This is a genomic window from Ruficoccus sp. ZRK36, assembly GCF_019603315.1.
GTDB lineage: Bacteria > Verrucomicrobiota > Verrucomicrobiia > Opitutales > Cerasicoccaceae > Ruficoccus.
In genome coordinates, this window is sequence record NZ_CP080649.1 from 1,157,056 (window position 1) to 1,171,061 (window position 14,006).

The following is a 14,006-nucleotide window of genomic DNA, read 5'->3' on the forward strand; positions in this document are numbered from 1 at the left end:
GTGTATTTAGATTTGGATACGTCGCTAAAATGAAGAATCGCTGGAAAATTGCCTTTTGGGTGTTGTTTTGTTTATCCTTGTTTGCTGGCTACGCATTGTTTCAGCTTGGGTTTCATGTGGGAGATCGTTTTGGCCAAGCGAACTATCACAATACCTATACGAGGGAAGTCAGTCGTATGATTTACCGCATTAATGATCTTCATGAAGAAGGCAAAGAAGCAGAGATGACGCTGAAGTTGCGTTACTTGAATGAGCACATGGTAGACGTTGGAAGTCAGACTCGCTTCCACGAAATGCTTGAGGGATTTGATACAATTGGAACTTCGGAGAATGTGAAATCTGATGACTGACAAACCCATCGCTATCACCTGCGGGGACCCGGCTGGAGTCGGGCCGGAGATTGTCGCTAAAATTTTAAAAGAGCGTCCCGACCTGCGGGAAAAAGTCTGCCCGGTCGGCCCGGCCTCGTGGCTGTCCACGCTCGACTATGCGCAGGCCAAGGAAGTCGGCGAGGCAGGTTTTCGCGCCACCCCGGGCGAGCCCACGGTTGATGGCGCGGCGGTCGCGCTGGAGGCGCTCGATGAGGCTGCCTACGGTTGTCGCCAGGGCCGCTACCGAGCCGTGGTGACCGGCCCGGTCAGCAAGGCCTGGATGACCAAGGCCGGGTGGACCTGGCCGGGACAGACGGAGTTTTTCGCCGAGCGCTGGTACGGCGAGCCGACCATGGCATTTGCGGGCGGTAAGCTCACCGTCGTCCTTGCTACCTGGCACGTGCCACTGATGGAGGTGATGAACCACCTCACCCGCGAGTCGATGGAGCGTGCCGTGAAAAACGCCGCCCACCTCGCCCGCAAGCTCGGGGCCAGCGAGTCGCGCATAGGCGTCTGCGGCCTTAACCCACACGCAGGGGAGGGCGGCCTGATCGGCTACGAGGAGCAGGGCCAGCTCGACCCGATGCTCGACGTTTTACGCGAAACCTATCCCGGCCTCTCGAAGTGCGAGCCCGGCGACACGCTTTTCCACCGCCAGCTGCAGGGCGAGTTTGATGTGATCATCGCCATGTACCACGACCAGGGTCTCGCACCGCTCAAGGCCGTGGACTTCGATCGTGCGGTCAATATCACGCTCGGTCTGCCCTTCGTGCGCACCAGTCCTGACCACGGGACGGCCTTCGGGATCGCTGGTCAGGGGAGGGCGGATGTCGGCAGTTTTCTGCGTGCGATTGAGCTGGCTGAGGTGCTGATGTAGAAGGGCTTGCGGAGTTTTTATCTGCGTTTTCTGCCCGGATGGATGGACTCGAGTGCCAGCCCCGTGCGGCTGCCCGCTAGCCGCCATGGGCCGGGTCTCCCGTCCGCCCTTGCGTTTTTGGCCAAGATGGCTTTTGTTTAACCCTTACCCATGACATCTTCTCTCTCCACTGAATTACCTGCGGGCGTGCGCGTGGGCGACGAGCGCCTTGTTCGTCTCACCGAGCCTGCCGGCGAAAAACTTGCCAGCCTCATCGCACGCGAGAACAAGGGCGAGTACCTGCGCATGGCGATCACGGGCGGCGGCTGCAACGGCCTGTCCTACAAGCTCAAGTTTGTCCCGGCCCCGAAAAAGGGCGACATCCTCGTGCAGTCGGCAGGGGCCCAGGTCGTGGTGGACTCCAAAAGCGCCCTCTACCTCAAGGGCACGACCCTCGACTATTCGGACAAGATGGTCGGCGGCGGCTTCAAGTTCTCCAACCCCAACGCCTCCTCCAGCTGCTCCTGCGGCGAAAGCTTTTCGGTCTAGCGGATTTTTGTTGGAGGCATTGCGTCGGGATTCACCGAGGCCCGCGCCCTAAGCCCTGTCCGTGGGTGAACGACTTGCCGCGCCATTCGTTTATCTCCTATCGGCTGGCCACCATCCACGACGAAAACAAGGTTGCCCGCGAGGCCGGAAACTCACCCGACATCATTTTTAGCAACTATCACGAAACGACCACCGGGCATGCAGCGAAGCTGTATTTTGGGATCGGGCCCTACTCTTAATGACATCCATAGCGCCTTAACACTCGCTTTCACGTACTAAAAATACTGAGTACACCGTCATTGGCTTACGAATGGCAGTATCATCAGTTTCTGTCGTTTACATTTCCTCGAGATCCTCGTCAGCAAGTAGCCTGCGCATACGTTCTCTTTCTTGCTCTAAGAGAATCTTTCTTTGTTCGCTAAAAAAGTTTAATACTTTTTCTTGCTCGTCACTGTGTTGACGCTGTGCACGCAAGTGCTCTTGCTCTCTCGGGGGAGCAAAAAGCTGCAAATCCATCTGAACCGGACCCATATTTTTTTTGTTATCCATTGGTAGCTAATGCGTTGCAATTCTCGACGCTATACGCTCCATTACTTTTGAATTTTGGAATCGTAGACCTTTGCCACCTCTCTCTCAAGCTCAAATAAAGCAGCTAGAGAGATTCCCTGAGGAAGTCGAGCTGTGGTGGTGTCGGATGGGGTTGCGTTACCATCTGATTTTAAGACACGACCTTGCGTGGAAAATATTTCAGAGAATCTCGTCGGGGCGATTCCCTCGAAAGGGATCAATTTTACCTTATTTGCTTCGTTCCTTTCAGTCAAACTGTCGTCATGGAGCTTGGTTGCTTTGGATTTTGGATATGGTTCTATGAAGTATATTCTCTCGATCCCTGATAATATTATATGCCTAGCACAGTTATGGCAGGGGTATGTTGTGACGTAGATGCTTGCACCTTTAACGCGTGATGAAGCACTACCAAGTGCATTGAAAATTGCATTCATTTCCGCGTGTATCGCTCTGGAGAACTCGATTAGATCGGACAATCTTGATTTGTTTCTAAGGTAATCGTAGGCGTCTCTTTCATGCTTCTTGTCAATGATTCCAATGTCAACAAGCTCAGACACCATTTGCTCGGATATGACGTCTTTTTCATTGTCGTTCCTGCAATCCTTTGTTTCGGAGGTTCTATATTTATAACAACGTTTGTCTCCATTATTGTTTTCCGAACAATATATCCCACCGCCATACTTAGGAACGTCATTCCATCCTGTTCCTATAATTATTCCATTGTTATCTACAATTGAAGCTCCCACTTGCCGAGATAGGCAAGCGCTGTTTAGTCCTGCCGACCAAGCAGAAAACATTGCCCTCTCCGATATGTCGGGCGTAATTGTCTTTGTGCCAAATATGGCATCAAAAAACCTCTTGATGCGTAGGTTTGAGTTGGTGTTTGTGCTTACATCGATAAAAAAGTCTGAAAGCGGGAATAACCCCCGTACGTCTTGTCCATGGTCGTCGATGTCACGGAAATCACGATCAATTAATGATTCGGCATTTGAACGCGTATCTCCTCTGCTGGTAAGCGCTTTTATACGACTTTCTCGATCAGAATATACCCCGATCATATAAAAAAGCTTCGTATATACTTTTTTAAAAATATGACGCTCATATTTGTTTTTTAGAGAGTCAATTATATAGCAAACTCTCTTTGGTTGCTATTCTCCGATTTTCTTTCGATGTTCGTATATATTGCTTATAATATGTTCGGCGAGAAATTCTTTATTGTGTTTTTCTCTAAGGGCATTTCCAGTGTTTATAAGCTTGCTTTTTCTCGCAGAGATGGAGCCGCTTTTAAATTCTGGATTATGTTGAGGGGCGGGGTCAAGAGTGTCGGAGAGTATTTCAATTACATTACTTACTTTGTATGTCTTGACCTGATATCCCCTCGATTCCATTTCGATTTTAATAGCTTCAGATACGTCTTTGATTGGGGCTCCAATTGGTCCACAAAGGCCTAACACGATCTCATTCGTAATAGTCGATTCGACGAACTCGAGAGAGTTTGTTGCCGATGTGCTTCCTGTCTCGACTTGCGATTTCGTTTGCCTTGCTGTGTCTGCCATTATTCCAATGTTTTGGTGTTTGAGGTACATTAAATTATGTGACATCTCTTTAGTTTTACAATGAAATATCAATATAATTTAATTGTTCCACTGCGATGCGGCTACTTCTTGATGTTGGCAAAAAGGGTGCATGTCATGCCTCAATTTAGCACAGCATTTAAGCGCCTGCGCTATGCGTGCTAGAGCCTTGCAAAATCTACTTTATGTCACGTCGAAGGCTATTTCCCCGTTTTTTCCCAAATTGGGGTCTTTAAGGCCCTTTTTTGCCTTTTTGAGTCGCAACTGGATTTGTGGCTCTAGTCGTTGTTTGACAACGATTTAAAAATGGTGCCCCCACCGAGACTCGAACTCGGATTAACGGTTTAGGAAGCCTCGAATTGTAGCCTATTTTCAATGACTTAAGAAACTGGGGCTCTATTGGGGCTCTATTTTGACTTTACTTTTCCCTCCTATGGCGGCTTAAGTGCCGTTAACATGGAAGACTACCGCAGGCGTCCACGGAAACGGGCAACAGGTGCACCGGGAGAACCCGTACTCCAATCGTACAATGAAAAAGCCCGCCCTGATCTAAAGTGGCGGGTGAAGTACAAGCAGGAAGGCGCGTGGAAAGTTCGGAAATTTAAGCTGAAGAAAGAGGCCCAGCGCTTCCACAATGAAAAGGTGGCCGAATTTCGGAACCTCGGTGTGGAAATGGCCAATGCTCTTTCGGAGGAGTTAAAGCGCGAGGCGCTGGACGCTCAGGAAGTGCTCGGAGGACTTTCCCTTGTCGAAGCTGCAAAACACTACCGTGCGTACGTTCAGCGGACTTCTAGCGGGGAAAAGGTAACCAACCTCGTGCAAGCCTTCCTGCGTCACCTTAGAGATGATCGAGGAGTGGGCCCCCGACACCTCAATGACGTCGCCGGGAGGCTGGGGCGCTTCGCTGAGGATTTTGGCCAGCACCACCCTGCCGCCATCAGTCCCACCGAAGTTGCGGACTGGTTGGGAACCTTAAAGGCCAGCATTAAGCCGAAAGGCGCAACCGAGCGTGAAGTGTTGGAGGTGGATTTGTCCGTGCAGAGTCGCCGACACTATCGCGCTGCGCTGCATAACTTCTTTGCGTGGTGTGTTGATAACGACCACTGTGCCTCTATTCCCGTGCGTGGCAGGCCACCTCGTGTACGCGAAGCACAGTCGCTGGCAATCTGGACGCCAACTGAGCTGGCGCGAGTTATTCAAATACTTTTCGACTGGAGCCCTGACCAAACGAAGAGTAAGGAAGGTAAGCGCACTGGCAATTACCCGACCAAGGTGCCCGAGAAAATGGATATCCTTGCTAACATTGTGATTTGTGCCTTTGGTGGGCTACGGCAAAGCGAGTTCGAGCGCTTGCACTGGGAGCATATCCACCTCGCGCACGACATTATCGACCTGTCGGATATCACGACCAAGAACACGCCGAGTAACCGCCATGTTACGATCCGTCCTACGTTGCGTGCATGGCTGGAGGTTTTCTTCGCCTTTGAGTCCGGCCCGTGCATCAAGCCGAACTTTCCGAATCGGCTAGCAGCGTTTCGACAACACCTGCGCGACAAGGGCATGGAGTGGAAGCAAAACGTGCTGCGCCACTCTTTCGCCAGTTATCTCATGGGCGAGCTACAGGACGCCGCGAAGGTCGCAGCCCAAATGGGCCACGTTGGTCAAGGTACTTTATACAAGCACTACTCCAAGCCCGTCTACCGCGATCACGCGACCGCCTACTGGAGCCTGACCCCCGATAGTCTAACTCTTAAAGCGGTGGATGCTATATGAGCATAAACTGTGAGGATGATTGCGGAGACGTCTCCACTCTTGAATCGCTATATGAGTGCGTGCATAAACTCATCTTACGCTACGACCTAGACTACCCAAAGTTCATGCCATATTTGGAGTTCGATTCTACAGGAGAGCTAAAAAGTGAAATAACGCGCTCAAAGAAGGAAAAAGAACTCAACAAACGTGAACTGTTACTCCTTGAGCTATACTTTCGATTAGGCGCATGTATTCGTAGGCAGGATCAGTTGCATTCTGATGAGGTCATACGTATGGCTTATCTGACGGGGCATATTTGTGCAGAGGAAGAGCGAATGCGCGTGTCTAATAATAAATTTGCTACCATCGTCCCCGATGACCGCTATTGGTTTGTGCGTGCGATGCAGATGTGCTGGCCAATGTACCTTCTGGCGACCCCTACTAAACGGCGGCCTGATCCAGGCAGTTTGAGGGAGAGTGAGATGAAAAATCTTTCTGATGAGTTAAGGGAAAAGGTATTCGAAGCACTGCATGCATGCCGTATCCACCTTACTGTACAGGAGGCCCGAAGAGGGGTTAGGCTGACGCCTGAAATGATATGCAGTAACATGCCCGATGGGTTTAGGCTTGGCGCTAAAACTGTTCAGCGCTGGCAGCGGAGGTGGGCTACGCTAATGATGTCCGGAGATTCGGGCATGCGCAAAAGGTCTCACCTATAAGACCTTTTGGATTTCTTTCGTTTTTAGTTATGTGGTCTAGGGTTGGCCGCATGAAGCGAGAGCCCATCGAACAACTTCCCGAACTCGTTACCAAGGACGCCCTTTGTGCGCGCCTTGGCGTGAGCCCGGATTTTGTCGAGCGGCTTGACCTTCCGCGTTATCGCTTCTCACGTCGCGCTGTGCGCTACGACGTCAAGGACGTCCAACGAGTGCTGGAGCGTTACCGCATTGCCGGTGGAACTGGGTCAACTGCGCGCAACTAATCTACGCAAGAGCGCTCGTTGTTCCCATTGTTGGCGACCAGCAACAAACAGTCCCCCGGACCAATCTGGCTGGGGGACATGTATTGTATAATTAACACAAGATATCAGCATGAATGACCATAGTCAAATTATCAGTGGGGTAAATGAAAAAATAGGCGATCGGATGGTTAGTATCTATCCGCCATTAAGTAGTGGACCCTCAAGGGTGCCGCTCGAGAATACGCCCATTTGGGATGCGTTGATGGGTATAAAAAATGGCATCTACAAGGAGGTTGTACAGAAGGTTCGCAAGGCAGAAGGTAAGGTTAAAAAAAGGAAGGCTAAGATGGAATTGCCATCCCTCATGCCTACTGGGGTTTTTGAGAACGGATTAAAAGACATGGTGCCTGATCCGTTCTCAGGCCTGCTTCAAGTTGACATTGATGACGTTCCTGATGTTCAGGAAGTGAAAAGCCAATTGATGTCGGATCCACATATATACTCTTGTTTTGTTTCACCATCAGGAAGAGGCGTAAAGGGGCTAATTCGTGTCCCGCAAGACTCCGACCCTTTAATGGCGAAACAGGCAGTGGTTCGCCACCTGAGTGCAGTACACGGTCTCGAAATTGATGAGGGGCCTTGTGGCATAAATTATCGGATGTATGTGTCCTATGATCCCGAATTATATATCAATAAGGACTGCAGGGAGCTCCCACTGGAGTTTTGTGAGGAAAAGGATCAGCGAGACTTGGTTGTTGGGGGCTCAAAAGAATCATTTCGCGAATACAACCTCTTTCCTCTGGATGAAATAAAGTGCGCACTTGGCGCAATACCGGATCGCCCTGACTATGATCTGTGGATCAGGTTGGCAAATGCGGTACGGGATGCTGCTGGTACCGAAAATGCAGTGGAACTATTGAAGGCTTGGTCTCCGGAGGAAAGACCGGGTGAGTATGGATTTAAAATCTGCGAATTACCCTTGGTAAAGGCTAGTTGCTTGTTTGAGGAAGCTTATCGGAACGGTTGGAGTCCCGAAGTTTACTACGAAAATTCATCAAACCGATATTGGCTGATGGATGCCGACAGTAAGTTTCGTACTTACACGCAATCGCACCTGACCGATCAGCTAAAACGCTATGGTCTCGATGGCGAGCAGGCTGCTAGTGTCGCACGCAGTGCCCGTTTCAGGTTTTCATTAGACTGCGTCTTAAATGTTGCGGGAATGCCGAAGGGGCTGAACGAAATGAACGGCAAAAAGCTGTTAGTTCCGCGTGGACCGAACCTCATTGAGCCCCACCAAGGCGAGTGGGAAACCATCAAGGCCATTTTTGTAGGCATGTTAGGCGAAACGCAGTATGAGTATTTTATATGGTGGCTGGCCTTATCCTTGCAGTCGTTGTACGGCGGCAATTGGCAGCCTGCGCAGGTTTTAGCCTTGGTGGGGCCGACGGCTTCCGCGAAAAGCCTTACTCAGTCCATCCTTACTCTGCTGTTTGGCGGTACGGAAGCACGTGTGATGCAGGCTGTCTCGGGCTCGACTCCGTTTAACGGCGATTGGGCGGAAGCTGCACACTTGGTCATTGAAGACGAGTTTTCTGATAACAATAAATCGACCCGAGATAGGATAAAGGAACGGGTCAAAGAGATAGCCGTTAACAGGAGGCACCGCATCCACCCTAAGGGCAAAGATGCCATTGATGTAACTCCGTTTTGGCGTCTCACGATCTCATGTAATCCTGTGCCGGAATCGTTGGCCGTCATGCCGCACCTAGATGAATCGTCGATGAATAAAATTAGTATCCTAGGTACCAAGCGGTTCGAGATGCCTATGCCTGCGGCTACTGCGAAAGAGAAGGAGAAACTTTGGTCTGCGGTCAGGCGGGAAGCGCCTGCACTTATACATGATTTGCTATCGTGGGGAAACCCGCCAGCGCACCTGCGAGATGAGGAGAATCGCTTCGATTTAGCAGCATACCACGACGAAGGTGTAAAGCGCATGATTGAGGATATGTCGCAAGAATTTGAGTTGCTGAATTTGATCATCGACGGAATGCGTAAAGGCCATTTTGACGTTGAGGATGAATTCGACGGTGGGCACTCGGAAACAAATTTAAAGATCGAAGTTACCGCTGCTGAGGTGCACGAAGTGCTCCGCTACAGGGGGCTGCCTAGTTGGATGAATACAAGGCAGATTGGCAAAATGCTGAGCTATCTTACGAAGATTCGGCCTGAATATGTAACAACCATAAAATCTAGCCGCTCAAACGGAAACAGGTATCAGATAGTGGGCAATGGTGGTGAAATTATCTGGTAGGGGTATTAGGGGTTGGATTGGTGAGCAGAGGAATAGGCTAAAGGGGTGAGGTGCGTTCAAAGAGGTCCAGTAAGACGAACGACTACCCCTGATACCCCTACTTGGCTTCATGTCCCCCCCCCTCGACACCCACTTTTCGCCTCGACAGCAATACAATGTGCGGATTCTTATTTTACGTGGCTTTTACGTCTGGGGCCACTAGTTTTCCGCCATGCCGCCCAAGAAAAAATCCTCCCCGAAGAAGACCAACGGCGACCTCGGCTTCGAGGCCAAGCTCTGGCTTGCTGCCGACAAACTCCGTAATAATATGGACGCGGCCGAGTACAAACATGTGGTGCTCGGGCTAATTTTTCTCAAGTATATCTCCGATGCCTTCGACGAGATGCACGCGAAGCTCGTTGCGGGCGAGGGCGATTACGACGGAGCCGATCCCGAGGACCCGGACGAGTACAAGGCCGAGAACATCTTTTGGGTGCCCCCTGCTGCCCGTTGGAAATATATCCAAGGTAGCGCCCATCAGCCCGAAGTCGGCAAGATCGTGGACGACGCCATGGTCGCCATCGAGCGAGACAATAAGGGGCTCAAGGGCGTCCTGCCCAAGGACTACGCACGCCCCGCGCTTGATAAGCACCGTCTGGGCGAGTTGATCGACCTGATCGGTACCATCGGCCTCGGTGACGCCGAAAACCGTTCCAAAGACATCCTGGGGCGCGTCTACGAGTACTTCCTGAGCCAGTTCGCCAGCGCCGAGGGCAAGAAAGGTGGCCAGTTCTACACCCCCCGCTGTGTCGTGCAGTTACTGGTCGAAATGCTGGCCCCCCGGCCCGGCTCCCGCATCTACGACCCCTGCTGCGGCTCGGGCGGCATGTTTGTGCAGTCCGAGAGGTTCATCGAGGAGCACGGCGGGCGCATCGGGGACATCGCTGTCTACGGGCAGGAGAGCAATCCCACCACGCGCCGCCTTGCCGCCATGAACCTCGCGATTCGCAGTATCGAGGCAAACCTCGGTCCTGAGCATGCTGATACCTTCCGGCGCGATCTCCACCCCGATTTGCGGGCCGACTACGTTATCGCCAACCCGCCCTTTAATGACTCCGACTGGTTCCGCAAGGACGACGACGTGCGTTGGCAATTCGGCACCCCGCCGAAAGGAAATGCCAACTTCGCGTGGGTGCAGCACTTTGTTCATCACCTTGCGCCGGGTGGCAGCGCGGGCTTCGTTCTCGCTAACGGTTCCATGTCCTCTAACCAGTCCGGCGAGGGGGACATCCGCCGCGCCCTCATCGAGGCCGATTTGGTGGACTGCATGGTCGCGCTCCCCGGCCAGCTCTTTTACTCTACCCAAATTCCTGTATGCCTCTGGTTTTTGACTAAGGACAAGTCGGCCCGTGTCGTTAGCTCGGGCGAAAAGGACGATCTGCCGGAACGAGCGCGTGACCGCCGGGGCGAGACACTCTTTATCGATGCCCGTAAGATGGGCTCTATGCTCGACCGCGTCCATCGCGAGCTAACTAACGAGGATGTCGCGCGCATTTCTCGTACCTACCATAGCTGGCGTCTTGATATTCCGATGGGTGAGGTAAAGCACGGCGATGCTATTGCAATTGTTGATCCCGACCCGGAATGGATTTACCAAGATATCCCCGGCTTCTGCAAATCTGCCACCAAGGATGAAATAGCCAGCCACGGCTACGTCCTAACGCCGGGTCGTTACGTAGGGGCAGAGGCCACCGAGGACGATGGCGAGCCCTTCGAGGAGAAGATGCCGCGCCTAGTGGCCGAGCTCGACGCCCAGTTCGCCGAATCCGCCAAACTCGAAGCCGCCATTCGGCAGAACCTCAAGGAGCTGGGCTATGGTGGCTAACGTGAAGACGAAAAAAACGCTGCATGTTCCTGTTGGTTTTTCGGGACCAGACACTTGGAGTTGGTCGTCGCTCGAAAATGTCTGCGATGGGATATTTGATTGCCCTCACTCAACACCGAAACTGACGGATTCTGGTCCCTATGTCGTTCGAACTCAGGATATCATCACTGGGGTTTTTCGCAGGGAAGAAGCTGCAAAGGTTTCAGAAGAAACATACGCGACTCGTATTAAAAGAACTGAGCCTCGCTACGGCGATCTACTGTACAGCAGGGAAGGTACATACTTTGGCATTGCGGCCGAAGTTCCAAAGGAGACTCGTGTCTGCCTTGGCCAGCGAATGGTTCTTATTCGGCCAAAGTCTACAAGGATAGACTCGCGATTTCTGAAGTACTGGTTGAATTCATCGGTCATGGCGCGGCATATCCTTGGTTTCCGCGATGGCTCTGTTGCCGAGCGCCTTAACCTTCCTACGATTCGAAGTCTGCCCACCTTGCTACCCCCACTGGCGGAGCAGAAGCGCATTGCTCACATTCTCGGTACGCTGGATGATAAAATCGAGCTTAACCGCCGGATGAATGCCACGCTCGAACAGATGGCGAGGGCCCTCTTTAAGAGCTGGTTTGTGGACTTCGACCCCGTCCGCGCCAAGCTCGACGGGAAAGCCCCTACCGGCCTCGACCCAGCCACCGCCGCGCTCTTCCCCTCCACCTTCCAAGACTCCCCCCTCGGCCCCATCCCGCAGGGCTGGGAAGTAGTAAAAATTAGAGACATTGCCGATAACTCACGCAGGAGCATTAAGCCCGAGCAAATTGATGTCGAATTGCCTTACATCGCACTTGAACACATGCCACGCCGATGCATCGCTCTGGACTCATGGGGTAGATCTGAGGGTATAGCTTCCGGTAAGCTCCACTTTGCCAAGGGGGATATTCTATTTGGTAAGCTTCGTCCTTACTTCCACAAAGTTGGCGTCCCAGCCGTTTCTGGTATCTGCTCAACTGATATTCTCGTCATTACGCCAAAAGGGCCTGAATGGTTGGGCTTCGCGCTTTGCCACTTGTCTAGCCACGAGCTTGTGAACTACACGGATTTGGCTTCTACTGGGACCAAAATGCCTCGTACTAACTGGAAGGATATTTCCGCATATGAAATAGTCTTGCCACGGAAGGAGATCGCCGAGGCATTTAACCGGCAGATTAAGCTATATATCGATCAAATCCACTTAAACATACACCAATCCCGCAACTTGGAAACCCTCCGCGACACGCTGCTGCCGAAACTACTTAGTAGAGGAGGGGATTAATTTATCGTGGCAAAAGAATTAGAGATCGTATGCCCCTATGTAATACCCTATCAGAAGGCTAGCACTGGGTCGGGTAAGCATATCGGAAAAAAAAGAATCCAAGACATTTTGGGATGATCCGGACGTCGCACGGGTGGCTGGCAAGCAAGGTTGCTATGTCTTTGCGTTGAAAGCGGGGAGGGGGCACAAACCATGGTATGTGGGTAAGGCGACAAAGTCGATGTATCAGGAGTGTCTGTCATTGGATAAACTAAACAAGTATAACGAAGTTTTGTTTAAGGGAAATAAAGGGACTCCGGTTTTGTTTTTCATAGTTTTAGGCGGCAATAAGAAAAAAGTGCCCAAGGGCGATATTGATGAGATGGAACCCTTTTTCATTCAAAATGCGCTCACGAAAAACCCCGATTTGACAAACATTCAAAAGGCCAATGTTCCTGCGTGGACGGTAAAGGGTGTTGTCCGTGGTGGAAGGGGGAAACCAAAACCTAATACGACTTCGTTTCGTAAAATGATGGGAATATAACCAATAGATCGTTGTGCAATGAAAGTTTTTATTAGCTATAGTGTGGCCGATACGGCGCTTGTTTGGAAGGTCTCAGAATCAATCAAGGATAAAGCTGAGGTTATTTATTGGGAGGATGCTCACCGTCCTGGGAATCAAGCATGGGAGCAAATTGCTACATGGATTGATGGGTCTGATTTGGTTTTAGTGATTATTACCGATCGGACGGTCAATAGGGCTATGTCGGTAGGGCAAGAAGTTGGTCATGCGAGGAGAGCAAACAAGAGAATTGTGCCATTGGTTGCTAGCACAGTTGACATAAAGGACCTCGGTTTTCTTGCTGGAATCACGTATATATCGCTAGACATGAGCGATGCAGCGTCCGCACTGGCATCGCTCCAAAGGGAGGTTGATAAGTTTTCAAAAGAAGTTCAGCAGAAAAGGGCGCAGTTGGAGCATCGGAAGAGCAATCAAGAAGGCGTTGTTGCACTTGCCGGAATTGCACTCTTGCTCTACATGCTCTCGCAAAACTAAACGTATTAACCGGTGATGAGTGAAGATATTATTAGTATCAAAACACGTCAGTTATTTCGTGAATACATGGTTAATTGGGTTCTTCGCGAGATTGCTGATGCGTTTGACGCAGCAAGGATACTATGTGACTTGAGCTATGACCCGCCAGTACATGGACAGCGTCGTGCCTTGGTTGAAAGGTACTACAAGGCTATAGAGTGGAGCGACGGTGGCCAAGTGGCTCGGGTATTAAAAGTTTTCGAGTCGGTGCTGTATGAATCTGAAAGGCTTGCGAATGATGATGCAAATAACGACAAGGAAAGATCGACGGAGGTATTTGATAAGTTAAAATGGGGCCTTGGTTGTGATGGCTTTCATTGGACAGGTAGGCGGATTGTCAGAAATGCTGGGACATCTACCTTGGATGATCTGAAGGAAGTCGCTGCTACATTCGATGCAAAGCATCTCATCGAGCAAATTGCCAGGATCGAGGGCTCAATTGATGCGGACCCATCGCTAGCAATTGGTACATCTAAGGAGCTAATAGAGACCTGTTGTCGCACTATTCTTAGTGAAAGAGGCCAACCAGTAGAAGGCTCGCCCGATGTGCAGACTTTGACAAAAATGACCCTTAAAGAACTTAACTTGGTGCCAGAGGGGATTTCTAAGTCGGTAAAGGGTGCAGATGTCGTCAAGCGAATACTAAGCAATTTAGGTTCTATTGGAAATGGGCTTGGTGAGTTAAGAAATTTGTACGGTACCGGTCATGGCAAGGATGGCAAAGCAGTTGGATTAAAGCCTCGGCATGCGCGTTTAGCAGTAGGTGCTGCCGCCACGCTGACTACATTTCTCTTTGCTACACACGAAGAAACCAAGTGAT

The 14,006-nt window shown here is 51.1% G+C and carries 16 protein-coding genes and 1 tRNA gene; 13 read left to right on the forward strand and 4 right to left on the reverse strand.

Annotated features, from left to right (window positions below):
- The first annotated feature begins 29 nt into the window (after positions 1–29).
- The 4 genes from K0V07_RS05100 to K0V07_RS05115 all read left to right on the forward strand — a co-directional run bounded on the left by K0V07_RS05100 (position 30) and on the right by K0V07_RS05115 (position 2,015).
- Positions 30–350: a hypothetical protein gene (locus K0V07_RS05100; RefSeq protein ID WP_220623459.1), complete on the forward strand. Its 321-nt coding sequence runs from the start codon at positions 30–32 to the stop codon at positions 348–350.
- The gene (gene pdxA / locus K0V07_RS05105; RefSeq protein WP_220623460.1) at positions 343–1,248 is read left to right on the forward strand and encodes a 4-hydroxythreonine-4-phosphate dehydrogenase PdxA; all 906 of its coding nucleotides are present in this window, start codon (positions 343–345) and stop codon (positions 1,246–1,248) included. The genes K0V07_RS05100 and pdxA overlap by 8 nt, the downstream gene beginning before the upstream one ends.
- Positions 1,249–1,398: 150 nt before the next feature.
- Positions 1,399–1,776, forward strand: a complete 378-nt coding sequence (locus K0V07_RS05110) for an iron-sulfur cluster assembly accessory protein (protein WP_220623461.1) — start codon at positions 1,399–1,401, stop codon at positions 1,774–1,776.
- 65 nt (positions 1,777–1,841) lie between these two features.
- On the forward strand, positions 1,842–2,015 hold the full coding sequence (locus K0V07_RS05115) for a hypothetical protein (protein ID WP_220623462.1): 174 nt from the start codon (positions 1,842–1,844) through the stop codon (positions 2,013–2,015).
- 97 nt (positions 2,016–2,112) lie between these two features.
- Here K0V07_RS05115 and K0V07_RS05120 read toward each other — a convergent pair whose 3' ends face one another.
- The 4 genes from K0V07_RS05120 to K0V07_RS05135 all read right to left on the reverse strand — a co-directional run bounded on the left by K0V07_RS05120 (position 2,113) and on the right by K0V07_RS05135 (position 4,323).
- The gene (locus K0V07_RS05120; RefSeq protein WP_220623463.1) at positions 2,113–2,325 is read right to left on the reverse strand and encodes a hypothetical protein; all 213 of its coding nucleotides are present in this window, start codon (positions 2,323–2,325) and stop codon (positions 2,113–2,115) included.
- 41 nt (positions 2,326–2,366) lie between these two features.
- Complete coding sequence (locus K0V07_RS05125) at positions 2,367–3,401, reverse strand: deaminase (RefSeq protein ID WP_220623464.1); 1,035 nt, start codon at positions 3,399–3,401, stop codon at positions 2,367–2,369.
- A gap of 90 nt (positions 3,402–3,491) precedes the next feature.
- Positions 3,492–3,899: a hypothetical protein gene (locus K0V07_RS05130; RefSeq protein ID WP_220623465.1), complete on the reverse strand. Its 408-nt coding sequence runs from the start codon at positions 3,897–3,899 to the stop codon at positions 3,492–3,494.
- A 325-nt stretch (positions 3,900–4,224) separates the two neighbouring features.
- Positions 4,225–4,323, reverse strand: a tRNA-Ser gene (locus K0V07_RS05135).
- Between the two features lie 50 nt (positions 4,324–4,373).
- Here K0V07_RS05135 and K0V07_RS05140 point away from each other — a divergent pair.
- From K0V07_RS05140 to K0V07_RS05180, 9 genes are all read left to right on the forward strand, one after another.
- A complete protein-coding gene (locus K0V07_RS05140; protein WP_220623466.1) occupies positions 4,374–5,690 on the forward strand; it encodes a tyrosine-type recombinase/integrase in 1,317 nt (438 codons plus the stop codon).
- A 59-nt stretch (positions 5,691–5,749) separates the two neighbouring features.
- Positions 5,750–6,388, forward strand: a complete 639-nt coding sequence (locus tag K0V07_RS05145) for a hypothetical protein (protein WP_220623467.1) — start codon at positions 5,750–5,752, stop codon at positions 6,386–6,388.
- Between the two features lie 29 nt (positions 6,389–6,417).
- Positions 6,418–6,651 (forward strand): hypothetical protein, encoded by a 234-nt coding sequence (locus K0V07_RS05150; RefSeq protein ID WP_220623468.1) that lies wholly within the window; start codon positions 6,418–6,420, stop codon positions 6,649–6,651.
- A gap of 109 nt (positions 6,652–6,760) precedes the next feature.
- Positions 6,761–8,944 carry a BT4734/BF3469 family protein gene (locus tag K0V07_RS05155; RefSeq protein WP_220623469.1) on the forward strand — a complete coding sequence of 728 codons (2,184 nt, stop codon included), beginning with the start codon at positions 6,761–6,763 and terminating at the stop codon, positions 8,942–8,944.
- Positions 8,945–9,155: 211 nt separating this feature from the next.
- Positions 9,156–10,808 carry a class I SAM-dependent DNA methyltransferase gene (locus K0V07_RS05160; RefSeq protein WP_220623470.1) on the forward strand — a complete coding sequence of 551 codons (1,653 nt, stop codon included), beginning with the start codon at positions 9,156–9,158 and terminating at the stop codon, positions 10,806–10,808.
- Positions 10,798–12,111 (forward strand): restriction endonuclease subunit S, encoded by a 1,314-nt coding sequence (locus K0V07_RS05165; protein WP_220623471.1) that lies wholly within the window; start codon positions 10,798–10,800, stop codon positions 12,109–12,111. The genes K0V07_RS05160 and K0V07_RS05165 overlap by 11 nt, the downstream gene beginning before the upstream one ends.
- Before the next feature lie 133 nt (positions 12,112–12,244).
- Positions 12,245–12,634 (forward strand): hypothetical protein, encoded by a 390-nt coding sequence (locus K0V07_RS05170; protein ID WP_220623472.1) that lies wholly within the window; start codon positions 12,245–12,247, stop codon positions 12,632–12,634.
- An 18-nt stretch (positions 12,635–12,652) separates the two neighbouring features.
- Complete coding sequence (locus K0V07_RS05175; protein ID WP_220623473.1) at positions 12,653–13,147, forward strand: toll/interleukin-1 receptor domain-containing protein; 495 nt, start codon at positions 12,653–12,655, stop codon at positions 13,145–13,147.
- A gap of 15 nt (positions 13,148–13,162) precedes the next feature.
- Entirely contained in the window at positions 13,163–14,005 is an 843-nt protein-coding gene (locus K0V07_RS05180; protein WP_220623474.1) for an abortive infection family protein, read from the forward strand.
- Position 14,006: the final 1 nt, after the last annotated feature.